We start from the raw sequence: 13,653 nt of genomic DNA on the forward strand, positions 1-13,653 counted from the left end.
TTACAAGTCTGGCGACGGAAGGTATTGCTCGGCGTAACGGGCAATCACATGGCCAAAAGAGGGCAGCCTTCCGTCGTCGTCGGGGCGTCGGAAGGCGTCCCGGAGCCGCGTCAATTCGTCGTCGCTTGCGGTCGACAGAAAATCGGCATCCAGCGCATTTCCGAGCACTTCGGCACGTGCCGCTCGCAAGAACGGAATATCCAGCGACAAAAGCTCGTTCATGTAACTCGCGGGTTCATCGGACGAATCGGCGGGCGCAATCGTGCCCAGCCCGGTATAGACGAATCGCTCTCACACGTCGCATCCTGCGGATCGATGATGCGGCTCTCATCAAACCTGTTGCCTTTGGCGTGTCCGCAATGTCGCGGCAGGCCGGCTGGCATGTTCTTCAGACAGGATGCGTGCAAGTTCCCGTAGCTCAGCTGCAATACCTTGAATTGACCCTGCGGGCGGAAATGTTCGATATGGCTGTTGTCCAGCGTTACTTCGCGCCCGCAATAGCAACAGACCCACCCCTGCTCCGCGAGCAACGCCTTGTGAAGCGCTTGCTTCGCAGGGTTCTGCAACTGCGCATAGCTCGGCTCCCAGCTTTCGTCCCCGTCCGTTTTCCATGTTTCGAAAGCCTCCGGAGCGGAGCCTTTGACAACCTTCTTCATCGGCCTAGAACCTCTTTACGCTTGATCAACGCTTCGGCGCCGGCCAGCTCAGGAATGCCCGGCGCAAGCTTCTTCAAGCCAATCAGACGATCCCGCGCATCCGTGAGCTCGTTCCGCTCGATGGCCGTGAACAGTTCCGAAAGGGCCTGTTCGACTTCGGCCGGCCGAGGCTTCGCATCCATGATCTGTTCGAGGACGCGGCTGGAATCAAGTCCGTAGCTGACCTGCGGCCGCTCGACACCATCTGGCTGAAGCAGAATGATTTCACTGGGATGCAGTTCACTGAGGATCTGCGGGGAATGGGTCGCGGTAATGAACTGCACACGCGGAAACGCGCGAGTCAAACCTCTCACGATCAGACGCTGCCATTTCGGATGGAGATGAATGTCCAGTTCATCGATGAGAACCACTCCGGGCGTCTCCTGCGCCACGCGTTGCTTCAGTTGCGGATTGAGCAGGCACATCCGCCGTGCGATATCCGCCACCAACGCAATCGCGACTCGCTGGCCGTCGCTCAGATTGCCAAAAGCCGTGGGCGACCTGCCGCTGTGCCATTCCATCATCAAGCTCTTTTGAGCCATCTCGTAGCGTAGACCCTTGGCATCTTCCACTACGGCTTGAAGCGCGCCATTGGCAATAGCAAGCTCGTCGTCCAAGATGGCGTCCCAGCGAGCGCCTTGGTCAGTCGCTGACTGAAGGCGCTCCAAGGTCTTGGCAATGATCCATTCCTGAAGTGCAGCCGGGTCCGCGGACGCATCCCACCAATTCGAGTAACCGGCGCCTCTTGATTCGCGGCGGGTCATGGCGGCAGATTCGCGAACCTGACCCGCAGGCCAGTGACGATATGCGGGATAGTATGCAAGGATGGGAAGCGGGTCTTGTGAAGATGTGTTGCTTGCCGATCCACCGCCGTCCAATCGCTTCCGAATGATCACACCGGGGTCGTCATTCTGATTCGAAGTCGGAGCGCCTTCACCATGCCGCTCCACGGTCCAGCCAAGAACCTCGCCGCCAATTTGCCCTTTCGCGACAAGCTTCACAGGATATTGAGGCTCGAATCGATAGCGCGAGCCAAATACCTCAACGCTGATTCGCACCGAATCCGGATCACTCAAGGTTTCGACCTGGCCATCCGGAGCCGATACAAAACGCGTGCTCGGCGCAAGTGCGTCGCGGATGCCCTTCAAGAGAGAAGTCTTCCCGCTGCCGTTCACACCCGCGATGACGTTGAACCCCGGTTCGAACGAGACTTTGAAGGACGTATAACAACGATAATTGTGTAGTTCGAGCGACGTCAGTCTCATCCCGGATTCTCCATCAAGCAGTTCCTCGAGCTGCTTCGCGATCGAAGTGCATCATCGATGCGGGAGCGGCGCTCGAGCGCCGCGTCCAACTCAAGCACTCAATAGAATGCTCATTCGATTTTACACGCGCCGCGCCATCCACACCCGCAACAACGAGTAAAGCCGGTCGATGTCGATCGGCTTTGCCAGATAGTCGCTCGCCCCTGCCGCGAGACACTGTTCCTGATCGTCCTTCATCGCCTTCGCCGTGATCGCGATGACCGGCAGCTTCCTGAAGCGCGCATCCTCGCGGATGCGCCGCGTCGCCTCCAGTCCGTCCATGCCCGGCATCATCACGTCCATCAACACGACGTCGATATCCGGATTCTTGTTCAGCGCCTCGATTGCCTCGAAGCCGTTGCGGCCGATATCCACCTTCAGCCCCTGGTGCTCCAGCGCGCTCGACAGCGAAAAGATGTTGCGGATGTCGTCATCCACCAGCAGCACGCGCCGGCCGTCCAGCACGCGGTCCCGCGAGCGCGACACATGCAGCATCGCCTGGCGGTCCGCCGAGAGATCCGTTTCCACCTTGTGCAGGAACAGTGTCACTTCATCGAGCAGACGTTCCGGCGAACGCGCGCCCTTGATGATGATCGACTGCGAATAGCGCAACAATTCCGCTTCCTCGTCATGGGTCAGGTTGCGGCCCGTGTAGACGATCACCGGCGGGAACGAATAGGCGTCGATCGCAGCCATCTGGCGCAGCAGGTCGCCGCCCTGCATGTCCGGCAACTTCAGGTCGATGATCATGCAGTCGAAGATCGTCGTCTTCAGCATGTCGAGCGCTTCGCGCCCATATTCGACCGGCGTGATTTCCACGTCCGCATCGCTGATCAGTTCGACGATGCTCTGCCGCTGCCGCGCATCGTCTTCCACCAGCAGCACGCGCTTGATCTTCTGGCTGCTCTTTTCCTCGAGTCGTTGGAAAATCTCCAGCAACTGCTCACGCGTGGTCGGTTTGACCGCATGGCCGATCGCCCCGAGATGCAGCGCCGCTTCGCTGCGGTCCGACGCCGACACCACATGCACCGGAATATGCCGCGTGCGTGGATGCGCCTTCAGTTCCTGCAACAGCACCAGACCCGAGCGATCCGGCAAGCCGATGTCGAGCAGGATCGCGCTCGGTGCGCTCTCCTGCGCGAGACGCAGCGCCTCGCCGGCCGTGCCGCTCACGATGCAGCGATAGTTCAGCTCGTGCGCGAGATCGAACAGCACCTGCGCGAAGCGCGCGTCGTCCTCGACCACCAGCACGAGGCGGCGGCCAGGCGCGGGATCGTTGCGATCGTCGTCGATCACGCGGGCGGGTTCGACGGCTTCCATCGTTTCCACCGCTTCAACGGCTTTCACGGGCTCCACCATTTGCGGAACCTCAACGGCCGCATCGTATGCAAGCGGCATCGTCAGCGTAAAGGTGCTGCCGGTGCCCTGGACGCTGCGCACCGCAATCGTGCCGCCGAGCAAATGCGCCAGGCTGCGTGAAATCGACAAGCCCAGACCCGTGCCGCCGTAATGACGGCTCGTGGTGCCGTCGGCTTGCTGGAACGCCTCGAAGATCGCATCGAGCTGATCCGTCGGGATGCCGATACCCGTGTCCTTCACTTCGAACTCCACCGCACGCGAGTAACCCGCGTTCCGCAGCGTCAGGGAAACCACACCGGCGTCCGTGAACTTGATCGCATTCGACAGCAAATTCTTCAGCACCTGTTCGAGTCGCCGCGAGTCGGTTTCGAGCGTCGGATAGCCGGCCATCTCGTTGCGCAGTTCGAGCGTCAGCTGCTTCTGCCGCGCGAGCGGTTCGAACGTGCGCCGCAGCGTTTCCATGATGCGTTGCAGCGGCACGTCCTCGATATGCAGATCCAGCTTGCCTGCCTCGACCTTCGATAGATCGAGGATGTCGTTGATCAGGTTGAGCAGGTCGTTGCCCGCGGAATAGATGGTCTGCGCATACTTGATCTGATCGCCGTTCAGGTTGCCGCTCTTGTTCTCGGAAAGCAGCTTCGCGAGGATCAGCGAGCTATTCAACGGCGTGCGCAGTTCGTGCGACATGTTCGCCAGGAACTCCGACTTGTAGCGGCTCGCGCTCTGCAACGCGTCGGCGCGCGCTTCGAGTTCGCCCTGCGCCGCGTTGAGCGCCGAATTGCGCTCGTCGAGCACGCGCGCCTGCTCCGCCAGCTGATCGTTGGTCTGCTCCAGTTCGGCTTTCTGGTTCGCAAGATAGGCCTGAGCGTGCGAAAGCGCGGTCGTCTGCTGCCCCAGTTCCTCGTTGGTGGTGCGCAGTTCTTCCTGCTGCATCTGCAATTCTTCGTTCAGCTGCTGCGTTTCCTCCAGCACACGCTGCAAGCGCTCGCGATACTGCGCTGCATCGACGAAATCGCCGATGTTCCGCGCCACGATCTCCAGGAACTGCCGGTCGCGTGCGCTGAGCGCGTGCATCGCGCCGAGTTCGAGTGCGCCGTTCGCGCGCCCTTCGTTCTCGATCGGCACGATCACGAGGCTCGCCGGCGCGCTCCCGCCAAGCGCCGACGTGACTTTCCAGTAACCGGACGGCACCTCGGCGACGCTCGTCAGCTTGCGCGCATGCACCGCCTGCCCGACCAGACTCGTCACGCCCGCCAGCGACCCGGGCACCGCCGCGCTGGCCGGATCGAAACCGAAACTGGCGGTGCGCTTGAGCGTGCCGTCGGCTTCGCGCACGTAGAACGTGCCAAGCGAAATCTTCAGATAGTCAGAGAGGAAATCGAGAATGGACTGGCACAGCTGATCCAGCGTTTGCCGTCCGATGACCGTCTCCGCAAGCTGCCGCTGGCCGTCGCGCAGCCACGCCTGCTCCTGGAGCGCCTTCGTCTGCCGTTCCTGTTCGTCGATCGCCGTGCCGAACGCGCCCGACAGGCCCATCAGCTCGCGTCGGCCGAACACCGCCAGCACCACCGAAAGCGCCAGGCTCAAAATCATGAACACGACGACGGTGATCGTCGTCAGCTGTTTGGCCGACTCGATGCGCTGCAAGCGCAGCGTCTGCTCGATGTTGAGAAAGGCGTCGAGCTCGCGCTCTGTTTCCGCGCGTTCCGGCGAGCCGCGCCCGGCACGCACGAGGGCGGTCGAATCCTGCTGGTGGCGGCGCGCGTCGATCAGCGCGTCGGCCACCTTGTCCCATTGCGCCTGCAACGCACGTATGCGGATCAGGCGATCCATCTGCGGCGTGTTGTCGGACACAAGGCCGGCGAGCGTGTCGATATCCGCGGACAGCTTCGGCTTCGCCGTCTCGTAGGGCGCGAGGAAGGCATCGTCGCCGGTAATCAGGAAGCCGCGAATCGCGCTTTCCTTGTCGCTGACCAGCCGGCCGATCTCCTGCGCATTGCCGATCACGCGCTCGGAATGCTCGACCAAGTTGATCCCGGAAAGCAGATACAGCACGAGCGCCAGGAATGTGACCGCCGTGACGATGCCCGTCGCGAGCGGCAGCGTGATGTTGCGCAGAAGAATTCGACGAAAGCTGGCCTCGTCGACACCGGACCGCAAGGGCATAAACAGCTCCGATTAAGCGTGGCGGCCGTCCGGCGCAAACCGGCTGTGTTGATGAAGCCAATCGCATCGGCCGTTTCGAAAGTTGTAATTGTGATTTCAGCCGGTGCGCATCATAACCGCTTTGAATTCGCAGCGCGGGAGCCGCCGGACGAGTGGGCGAAGGGTAGCACCGTATCGGCATTCGAAACGGACGCGGCCATCCTTGCGCCTCCCTGAACATTTGCGCGCGCCGCCTTACAATCGACGCACGGCATTCAGCCGCCACGGCCATGAGGAAAGCGTCATCGGCGCGGAGACAATGCTTGCGGGTTGTTTCACCGGTTTTCGCGGCCAATCCCGGCCGCTCGACGTTCAATCGATCTCTGGAGAGGCTATGAAAGCAACGCTCGGCAGCAGACTTGCCGTTTCCCTGATGGCGGCCGTATTCGGGCTGTCAGTCGCGCCGCTCGCCGGCGCCCAGGACAGCCCCGCCGCCAATGGCGCCACGCAGGCCGCGCCCACGACCAAGGCCGACCAGAATGCGGCGCGCAAAGCCGCCCGCAAGCAGGCGCGCGCCAAGAAGAACGCCGAACTCAAGAAGCTTGAAGACGCCGGCTACAACCCGGCCGTGCGTGACGACGCCAAATATCCGCAGGACATCCAGGACGCGCAGAAGAAGGCCGGCATCGGCCGGGCGGCGAGTCAGTAAGCAGGTTTGTCGGCGCTGCCTGCGTCCTGTGACGCAGCGGCGCCCTCTTCCACTTTTTCAGGCAGGGCGGGTTCCTCATGCAGCCAGTCGACCAGACCGTCGATGGACGAGGTAATCGACCGTCCGTGCGGAACCACGATGTAGTACGCATCGGCGGGCTTGCATGACGCCGTGTGCAGCCGCACCAGTTCGCCCGACGCCAGGAAGTCCGTCACCAACCGCGCCCAGCCGAGCGACACGCCCTGTCCGCAACGGGCCGCCAGCACGGCATCGGAATAGATGCTGCAGCGAAGCGCGTAGTTCAGGCGCGCCGGCCGATGCCCCACCGACGCAAACCACGCCTCCCAGCCCATCCAGCCTTCCGAGGTCGAATCCGAGCCGATCAGCGGCATCTGCGCGAGCGCTTCGAGCGTCTCCGGCGCCTCGTGTTCGCGCAGCCAGTCGGGCGAGCACACGGGGAACACTTCTTCATCGAAGAGATAGGTCGAGGTGCCGTCCGTCCAGGAGCCGTCGCCGAAACGCACGGCGACATCGACTTCGTTGTGACGCAGATCCGCGATGAACATCGGATCGGTCAGGCGCAGTTGCAGCTTCGGTTGCAGCCGCTTCAGGCTGGCGAGACGCGGAACGAGGCGAAGCTGCGAAAACGCGGCCGTGGAAGCCAGCACGAGTTCGCGCTGCTCGAAACCGGTGGAGAGACGGTCGAATACGCCCGCGATTTTCTGCATCGATTCCGCGACCACCAGATACAGCGACTCGCCTTCGCCGGTCAGCGAGATGGAGCGGTGCAGGCGATGAAACAGCCTCACGCCGAGCGTCTCTTCCAGAACCTTCACCTGCCGGCTGACCGCCGCCTGACTGACGCCCAGTTCGCTCGCTGCATGCGTGAAGCTGCCAAGCCGCGCGACGGCTTCGAACTCGACCAGCGCGGTCATCGAAGGAATGATTCGCCTGTAACCTTTGGGGCCTCTTGCATTCTTCATCTGACGACGGTTCCTGTCCGGTGAATACAGCACTCGACGACTGCGGCAGGCGCGATTCTGCCTCAATTTTCAGGGCTCGCCACGCATAACATAGAGTAATGCGAAACGGAGATTAAAGGACATTGACGCTCGTCAGCGGCACTCCAATACTGCGCGTACGGCGGCTGGGAACGCCCGCCGGCAACACATTCCTCTGGAGCGCACCGTGTCAGCCACTCCCCACAAGACCCATCGCGAACTGCTCGACAGCCGGGAGCCCGGCTGCGGCTTTCCGGGCGAAGTATTCAGCCGTCAGGACGTGTTCGAGAACGATCTCGACGTCTTCTTCAGCAAGCTCTGGATTCTCGCCGGCGTGACAGCGGACATTCCCGAGCCGGGCGATGTCTCGACGGTGGAAGTGGGCCGGGCATCGATCATGATCGTGCGCGACGACGACGAGAACATCCGCACCTATCGCAACGTCTGCCGCCATCGCGGTTCGCGGATCATGAAGGAAGCAGGCAAGGCGAGCGTCGGCATGCTGGTGTGCCCGTATCACCAATGGACCTACGATCTCGACGGCAGTCTCAAGCACGCCGCGCACATGGGTCAGGATTTCAATGCCAAGTGCAAGAGCCTGATTCCGGTGCATACCAAGGTGATCGGCAGCCATATCTACGTGTGTCTCGCCGACCAACCGCCGGAAGACGTCACGAAGCTCGACGAGGCGATGACGCCGCGCTTCGCGCCGCATCAGATGGAGCGGACGAAGATTGCGTTCGAAGCGGAGATCATCGAGAACGGCAACTGGAAGCTCGTGATCGAGAACAATCGCGAGTGCTATCACTGCGAAGGCACGCATCCCGAGCTATCCAATTCGTTCCTGCCGGAAGACTTCGGCTACTGTCTCGACGGCCTCGGCGAGGAAGCCGTCAGGGACTACGAAGCTTATACGGCGCGCAACGATAAAAGCCGTGAAGACTGGGAGCGCGATGGCTTTATCTGCGAACTGGTCGAAGCCGTCGATGAAAAGGCGCAGACCAACTTCCGCACGCAACGGCTCGTCATCGCGGGCAGCAACGAATCGCAGACGATCTCGACCCGCGTCGCCAGCACGAAGCTCCTCGGCGATCTGCAACGCCGCGACCTCGGCGACGTGCATCTGTGGGGACACAATTCCTGGACTCACGTCATGAGCGACCACGCGGTCGTCGCCTTCATCCTGCCGATCGGGCCGGACAAGACCGTCGTGCGCACCAAGTGGCTGGTTCACGAAGATGCTGTCGAGGGCGTGGACTACGACGTCCAGACCCTCACCGAAGTCTGGGTCGCCACCACGCGCCAGGACGCCGATCTCGTCGCGAACACGCACAACGGCACACAGGATCCGGCCTATGTGCCGGGCCCGTATTCGCGCTACACCGAAACCGCGCTCGACCAGTTCTGCCGCTGGTACGACGCGCGTTTGAGCGAGCACGACATCTGAGCGTTCGCGGACGTGCATGTTGGAAATGCACGTTTATGCACGTTTACATTCTTGTTTGTGCACACTAGAATGCACACTCATGAATGAAGACATCCCACTCGCCCGCCGCGACGAAATCGCGGCGAGGCTCGCCCAAGGCCAGCCGGTCGTTGCGGCGGCGCTTGCCGCGGAATTCCACATTTCGGAAGACGCCATCCGGCGCGATCTCCGCGCGCTTGCGGCGGAAGGCCGCTGTCGCCGGGTGTACGGCGGCGCGTTGCCGATCACGCCGGCATCGGCGCCCATGGCCAGCCGGATCGACCAGGCTCAGGAACGCAAGGCAGCGCTGGCGCGCGCGGCGGTGCCGCTGATCGAACCGGGCGAACTCCTGTTCCTCGACAGCGGCAGCACCAATCTGTCGCTCGTCGCCGTGCTTCCGGAAGACTTCGGCCTCACCATCGCGACCAATTCCGTCGATATCGCCGCCGCCGTACTGCGCCGCGCCGATCTGCCGCTCATCATGACCGGCGGCGGCGTGGATCCCGCGGTCGGCGGCTGTGTCGATGCGCAAGCCATGCAGCAGGTCGCGCACATGAACATCGACCGCTGTTTCATTGGCTCGTGCGCCATTTCGTCTAAAGCGGGCATCAGCGCCTTCTCGCTCGCCGACGCAAGCTTCAAGCGCGCCGTTCTCGCAGCCAGCCGGCATGGCATCGTGCTCGCGCTCAACGACAAGTTCGACGCGCGCGCGCCGCATCGCATCGCTGGCGTCAAGTCGATCGGCAGCGTCGTCGTCGAGCACGATCTGCCTCGCGCCGAACGGATGGCGCTGGCGAAAGGCGGCGCAGCCGTTCTCGCGGCCACAGAGCCGGTCAGCTCATGAGCGCGCGTTCCCTTCCCGAGCCGCGCGCGTCGCACGCCGCGCATCCGGCCGCACGACTCGCGACGCGGCTCGCTTTCCTCGTCGCGGGCTTCGGCGTCGCGTGCTGGGCGCCGCTCGTGCCGTTCGCGAAGCAGCGTCTCGGCGTCGATGACGGCGTGCTCGGCATGCTGCTGCTCTGCATCGGCCTCGGTTCGGTCTTCGCGATGATGATGACCGGCGCGCTCAGCGCACGTTACGGCAGCAAGCCGATCATCGTTGCGGGCGGCATCGGGCTCGCCGCCATTCTGCCGCTGCTCACGGTGGCCGATACGCCTGTCGCGCTCGGCGTCGCGCTGCTGGGATTCGGCGCGTGTCTCGGCTCGCTCGATGTCGCGATGAACATTCATGCAGTCGAAGTCGAGCGCGCCGCGCAGCAACCGCTGATGTCCGGTTTCCACGCGCTGTTCAGCGTCGGCGGATTCGCCGGTTCGCTATTCATGACGTTCCTGCTGTCGATGCACATCGGCATGTTGCTGAGCGCGTCGCTGTGCGCGCTGCTCATGTTCGGCACGACCATCGTGGCCCGTCCGCGTCTGATCGAAACCGCCAGCGCGAATGACGCGCCTTTGTTCGCCGTGCCGCGTGGCGTCGTGCTGTTGCTGGCGGCGCTGGCCGCCATCACCTTTCTCGTGGAAGGCGCGTTGCTCGACTGGAGCGCGCTGTTGCTCACCAGCACCGGACGCGTCGCGGCCGCGCAGGGCGGACTGGGCTACATGGGCTTTTCCATCGCGATGACCGCCGGCCGCTTCGGCGGCGATGCCTTGACAGCCCGCATCGGCGATCGCGCGATGGTGTTCTGGGGCGGGCTGCTTGCCATTGCGGGCTTCGTCGTGTTGCTGACCGCGTCGTCCGCCGTTGCGGCGATGAGCGGCTTCGTGCTGATCGGGCTCGGTGCATCAAATGTGGTGCCGGTGTTGTTCCGTCGCGCGGGCACCCAACATGCGATGCCGTCCACGCTGGCGGTCGCGGCCATCACGATGACGGGCTATGCCGGGCATCTGCTCGGACCCGCGGGCGTGGGTTTTGTCGCGAAGGAAGTGGGCTTGCCCGGCGCGTTCTGGGTGCTGGCGGGCTTACTGTGTTTCGTGCCCGTCTGTGCGCGGAAGGTGACGGGGAGTCAGGCTGGCGAGGTGCGGCAATGAAGGTTGCGCACGTCGCGTTGTGGACACGCGATCTGGACGGGGCGGCCGCATTCTGGCGCGAGCACTTCGGCGCGGGAATCGGCGAGCGGTATCACAGCCGGCGCCGGCCGGGATTCGTGTCCTGCTTCGTCACGTTGCCCGGCGACGGCGTGCAGATCGAGCTGATGACGGCGCCGTGGCTCGCGGAAGCCGACCTCGCCGATCACGTGGGCTGGGATCATCTTGCGATTGCACTCGGCAGCCGCGCGGCGGTGGACGCCATGGCGCTGCGCTGCGACGCCGAAGGCTTGCTCATCGCGGCCCCCCGCACCACTGGCGATGGCTACTATGAAGCTGTCATAGCCGCGCCAGATGGCACGCGCATCGAGATTACGGCGTAGCGTCACCGCGCGTTTCGCCATTCACGCGGAACGCGCCCGCCGGGTGCCCCGACGAAAACGAACTATAGTGGGAGTTCACCCTGCGGAGGCTTCATGATCTTTTCAAAACGACAGGCGGGCGCAAGCAGCATCCTCGTTGCGGCCTTGCTCTGTTCATCCATCGCGCATGCACAACTCGGCAACCTTCTCAATCAGGGAAAGAGCAGCAGCAGCGGTGGACTGAGCAGTCTGAGCGGCCTGGGAAACGGTCTGTCGATGGACTCGCTGACATCCAGTAGCACGGGCAATGTCGCCGGCGTGCTCGAGTTCTGCGTGAAGAACAACTATCTCGGCGGCAGTGCGTCGTCCGTCAAGGACGGCTTGATGAGCAAGCTGGGCGGCTCGCCTTCCACGGACAGCGGCTACACGGATGGCGCGAAAGGCGTGCTGGACAGCGGCGGCGGCAAGACACTCGATCTCAGCGGCGGCGGACTCAAAGAGCAGATCACGAAACAGGTCTGCGACAAGATCCTTGCTCAGGGAAAGTCGCTTCTGTAGGTCGCGGATGAGCCGCCGCGGTGCGTGCGCGCCGGCTCCGTCATGAAAGTTTTTTAACCGGACAAGCGAATCACTCGTCCTTCGCCGGCGCGACGCCGCCCGAAGCCGTCGTCGCGTCCGGTACGCAGGTGAACGACACCTTCGCTGTCTGCTCTTCCAGCGAACGCACGCCGCTCGTGGCTTCGGACTTCACCGACACCCGTTGCGAGCGTTGCTTGCAATAGTCCGTTGCGGCATCCATCGCGGCATTGCGCGCGGTCGCCCAGGACATGCGCGTGCCCGTCGCCTTGCCCGTGACGGTGTAGGTGTCGGGTTGGGAGCCGGCGGTGATGTCGCTGGTCGTACCGCACGCGGCGAGCACAAGCGAAAGCGCGGACACGGCGAGTGCGTGTCGCATATATAAGAGGGATTGAACTGGATTCGACATGCGCTTGTGAACCGGGATTGATGAGGTCGGCCCGAATAGTACAAGCGCCCGCGAATTTCTTCACGGATCAGAGGAAACGGTTTGCATCATCGGGCCGAAGACCGTCGCCGCGCACGAGCGGCCGCGCGCCCGGTCTGGATTGGTCGCTCACCGTTCCGGCTGTTCCCGCGCATCTTTCAGACTTCAGCGATCCGCTCGAGCAAACGCTGCAAACGGGAGTGTTGACAAGGCGCGAGTCCCGGCGTGGCCAGCGCCTGCACGACGCGCGCCCGCCAGTATGTCTGCGAGAAAAGCGAGTTCGCGCCTTCGAGACTCAATACCTGTTCGAGATGTTCGATCGCCGCGTCCAGATGGCCGACGCTATATGAAGGTGTGCCTTTGTAGAAATCTTTCATGGGCACGATTGCTCGGGTGAGCCGTTGTTTCAGATGAAGAAACGCGCTGCTTCGGCAGCGGGCGACGCACGTGCGACCGTGCGCCGCCGGCCATCCTTAGTTCATGTGCTGGCCGCCGTTGATCGCAATGTTCGAACCGGTCACGAAGCCCGCATCGTCCGAACACAGAAACGCCACGAGCGCCGCGACTTCTTCCGGCTTGCCGAGGCGGCCGGCCGGGATCTGCGGCAGGATCGTCGTGTCGAGAATTTCCTGCGGAATCGCCGTCACCATCTTCGTGGCGAGATAGCCCGGCGAGATCGTGTTGACGGTGACGCCCTTCCTGGCCACTTCGAGCGCCAGCGACTTCGTGAAACCATGCATGCCGGCCTTGGCAGCCGAGTAGTTCGTCTGGCCGATCTGCCCTTTCGAACCGTTCACCGACGAAATGTTGATGATGCGGCCCCAGCCGCGCGAGACCATTTCCTCGCACACCGGCTTGGTCATGTTGAAGACCGAATCGAGATTGGTGCGCAGCACGGCGTCCCAGTTCACCTTGGTCATTTTCTTGAAGGTGGTGTCCTGCGTGATGCCGGCATTGTTCACGAGGATGTCGATCGGGCCCACTTCGGCCTGGATCTGCGCCACGCAGTGTTGCGCGGAATCATAGTCGGCGACGTCCACGGCGAATGCGCGGATATTGCGGCCCCGGCGGTCCATGTCGGCGAGCCATCATTCACTTTGGCGTTGCCCGGCGAATGCGTCACGACAACCGCAAAGCCCGCGTCGTGCAGCTTGATGCTGATGGCCTCGCCCAGACCACCCATGCCGCCCGTCACCACTGCGATTCGCTTAGTCATGCTGATACTCCTCTCGAACAGTTCTCTCAGATTGATGAAACTCGGAATGGCACCGGCGCCTTCCCTTTCCCCGACGCTTGTAATGATCTTGATGGTGCGTCGGGCCGCGTCCTTCGCGGCGCCGGTGTGTACTTCGTGATGCGTTGATACGCTGCGTGGCCTTACGGACGTTCCAGCGCCAGCGCCACGCCCATGCCGCCGCCGATGCACAGCGACGCCAGACCCTTCTTCGCATCGCGCTTCTGCATTTCGTGCAACAGCGTGACCAGAATGCGGCAGCCCGATGCGCCGATCGGATGCCCGATCGCGATCGCCCCGCCGTTCACATTGATCTTCGACTGATCCCAGCCCATCTGCTGATGCACCGCCAGC

General features: G+C 62.9%; 14 protein-coding genes and 2 pseudogenes. 7 read left to right on the forward strand and 9 right to left on the reverse strand.

What is annotated here, in order from left to right:
• The 4 genes from QCE63_RS26640 to QCE63_RS26655 form a co-directional block, all read right to left on the reverse strand.
• The gene (locus tag QCE63_RS26640) at window positions 1-222 is read right to left on the reverse strand and encodes a hypothetical protein (protein WP_309837271.1); all 222 of its coding nucleotides are present in this window, start codon (window positions 220-222) and stop codon (window positions 1-3) included.
• Complete coding sequence (locus tag QCE63_RS26645) at window positions 219-656, reverse strand: retron system putative HNH endonuclease (protein ID WP_309837272.1); 438 nt, start codon at window positions 654-656, stop codon at window positions 219-221. Before QCE63_RS26645 ends, QCE63_RS26640 begins: the two co-directional genes overlap by 4 nt.
• Entirely contained in the window at window positions 653-1,960 is a 1,308-nt protein-coding gene (locus tag QCE63_RS26650) for an AAA family ATPase (RefSeq protein WP_309837273.1), read from the reverse strand. Before QCE63_RS26650 ends, QCE63_RS26645 begins: the two co-directional genes overlap by 4 nt.
• Before the next feature lie 120 nt (window positions 1,961-2,080).
• Window positions 2,081-5,524: a response regulator gene (locus tag QCE63_RS26655; RefSeq protein ID WP_309837275.1), complete on the reverse strand. Its 3,444-nt coding sequence runs from the start codon at window positions 5,522-5,524 to the stop codon at window positions 2,081-2,083.
• A 202-nt stretch (window positions 5,525-5,726) separates the two neighbouring features.
• Here QCE63_RS26655 and QCE63_RS36905 point away from each other — a divergent pair, with 202 nt between their 5' ends.
• Window positions 5,727-6,212 carry a hypothetical protein gene (locus tag QCE63_RS36905; protein ID WP_404990183.1) on the forward strand — a complete coding sequence of 162 codons (486 nt, stop codon included), beginning with the start codon at window positions 5,727-5,729 and terminating at the stop codon, window positions 6,210-6,212.
• Here QCE63_RS36905 and QCE63_RS26665 read toward each other — a convergent pair.
• On the reverse strand, window positions 6,206-7,147 hold the full coding sequence (locus tag QCE63_RS26665; RefSeq protein ID WP_309837276.1) for a LysR substrate-binding domain-containing protein: 942 nt from the start codon (window positions 7,145-7,147) through the stop codon (window positions 6,206-6,208). The genes QCE63_RS36905 and QCE63_RS26665 overlap by 7 nt on opposite strands.
• A gap of 253 nt (window positions 7,148-7,400) precedes the next feature.
• Here QCE63_RS26665 and QCE63_RS26670 point away from each other — a divergent pair, with 253 nt between their 5' ends.
• The 5 genes from QCE63_RS26670 (at window position 7,401) to QCE63_RS26690 (ending at window position 11,620) form a co-directional block, all read left to right on the forward strand.
• Entirely contained in the window at window positions 7,401-8,660 is a 1,260-nt protein-coding gene (locus QCE63_RS26670; protein ID WP_309837278.1) for an aromatic ring-hydroxylating dioxygenase subunit alpha, read from the forward strand.
• Between the two features lie 79 nt (window positions 8,661-8,739).
• Window positions 8,740-9,522, forward strand: a complete 783-nt coding sequence (locus QCE63_RS26675) for a DeoR/GlpR family DNA-binding transcription regulator (protein ID WP_309837279.1) — start codon at window positions 8,740-8,742, stop codon at window positions 9,520-9,522.
• Window positions 9,519-10,703 (forward strand): MFS transporter, encoded by a 1,185-nt coding sequence (locus tag QCE63_RS26680; RefSeq protein ID WP_309837280.1) that lies wholly within the window; start codon window positions 9,519-9,521, stop codon window positions 10,701-10,703. Before QCE63_RS26675 ends, QCE63_RS26680 begins: the two co-directional genes overlap by 4 nt.
• On the forward strand, window positions 10,700-11,083 hold the full coding sequence (locus QCE63_RS26685; RefSeq protein ID WP_309837281.1) for a VOC family protein: 384 nt from the start codon (window positions 10,700-10,702) through the stop codon (window positions 11,081-11,083). The genes QCE63_RS26680 and QCE63_RS26685 overlap by 4 nt, the downstream gene beginning before the upstream one ends.
• A gap of 93 nt (window positions 11,084-11,176) precedes the next feature.
• Window positions 11,177-11,620 (forward strand): DUF2501 domain-containing protein, encoded by a 444-nt coding sequence (locus QCE63_RS26690; protein WP_309837282.1) that lies wholly within the window; start codon window positions 11,177-11,179, stop codon window positions 11,618-11,620.
• Between the two features lie 70 nt (window positions 11,621-11,690).
• On the opposite strand, the gene QCE63_RS26695 is transcribed toward QCE63_RS26690, so the two are convergent.
• The 3 genes and pseudogenes from QCE63_RS26695 to phbB form a co-directional block, all read right to left on the reverse strand.
• Window positions 11,691-11,999: a hypothetical protein gene (locus QCE63_RS26695; RefSeq protein ID WP_309837283.1), complete on the reverse strand. Its 309-nt coding sequence runs from the start codon at window positions 11,997-11,999 to the stop codon at window positions 11,691-11,693.
• 224 nt (window positions 12,000-12,223) lie between these two features.
• Window positions 12,224-12,442, reverse strand: a complete 219-nt coding sequence (locus QCE63_RS26700; RefSeq protein ID WP_309837284.1) for a hypothetical protein — start codon at window positions 12,440-12,442, stop codon at window positions 12,224-12,226.
• A 96-nt stretch (window positions 12,443-12,538) separates the two neighbouring features.
• Window positions 12,539-13,281: pseudogene (phbB, locus tag QCE63_RS26705) on the reverse strand (acetoacetyl-CoA reductase).
• Between phbB and QCE63_RS26710 the strand changes: the two are divergent.
• Window positions 13,180-13,428, forward strand: coding sequence for a hypothetical protein (locus QCE63_RS26710; protein WP_309837369.1), 249 nt, complete (start codon window positions 13,180-13,182; stop codon window positions 13,426-13,428). The pseudogene phbB and the gene QCE63_RS26710 sit on opposite strands and share 102 nt — an antisense overlap.
• A 14-nt stretch (window positions 13,429-13,442) precedes the next feature.
• Here the strand turns inward: QCE63_RS26710 and QCE63_RS26715 are convergent.
• Window positions 13,443-13,653: pseudogene (locus QCE63_RS26715) on the reverse strand (acetyl-CoA C-acetyltransferase); the annotation flags it as partial.

It is taken from the genome of Caballeronia sp. LZ065 (genome assembly GCF_031450975.1).
In the GTDB taxonomy this organism is placed as follows: Bacteria; Pseudomonadota; Gammaproteobacteria; order Burkholderiales; family Burkholderiaceae; genus Caballeronia.

What these genes read in the sequence shown, in the direction of transcription:
- QCE63_RS26675 (WP_309837279.1), top strand. Translation starts at nt 8,740, where the DNA reads ATGAATGAAGACATCCCACTCGCCCGCCGCGACGAAATCGCGGCGAGG.
- QCE63_RS26640 (WP_309837271.1), bottom strand. Translation starts at nt 222, where the DNA reads ATGAACGAGCTTTTGTCGCTGGATATTCCGTTCTTGCGAGCGGCACGT.
- QCE63_RS26645 (WP_309837272.1), bottom strand. Translation starts at nt 656, where the DNA reads ATGAAGAAGGTTGTCAAAGGCTCCGCTCCGGAGGCTTTCGAAACATGG.
- QCE63_RS26690 (WP_309837282.1), top strand. Translation starts at nt 11,177, where the DNA reads ATGATCTTTTCAAAACGACAGGCGGGCGCAAGCAGCATCCTCGTTGCG.
- QCE63_RS26710 (WP_309837369.1), top strand. Translation starts at nt 13,180, where the DNA reads ATGCGTCACGACAACCGCAAAGCCCGCGTCGTGCAGCTTGATGCTGAT.
- QCE63_RS26700 (WP_309837284.1), bottom strand. Translation starts at nt 12,442, where the DNA reads ATGAAAGATTTCTACAAAGGCACACCTTCATATAGCGTCGGCCATCTG.
- QCE63_RS26650 (WP_309837273.1), bottom strand. Translation starts at nt 1,960, where the DNA reads ATGAGACTGACGTCGCTCGAACTACACAATTATCGTTGTTATACGTCC.
- QCE63_RS26680 (WP_309837280.1), top strand. Translation starts at nt 9,519, where the DNA reads ATGAGCGCGCGTTCCCTTCCCGAGCCGCGCGCGTCGCACGCCGCGCAT.
- QCE63_RS26655 (WP_309837275.1), bottom strand. Translation starts at nt 5,524, where the DNA reads ATGCCCTTGCGGTCCGGTGTCGACGAGGCCAGCTTTCGTCGAATTCTT.
- QCE63_RS26685 (WP_309837281.1), top strand. Translation starts at nt 10,700, where the DNA reads ATGAAGGTTGCGCACGTCGCGTTGTGGACACGCGATCTGGACGGGGCG.
- QCE63_RS26665 (WP_309837276.1), bottom strand. Translation starts at nt 7,147, where the DNA reads ATGACCGCGCTGGTCGAGTTCGAAGCCGTCGCGCGGCTTGGCAGCTTC.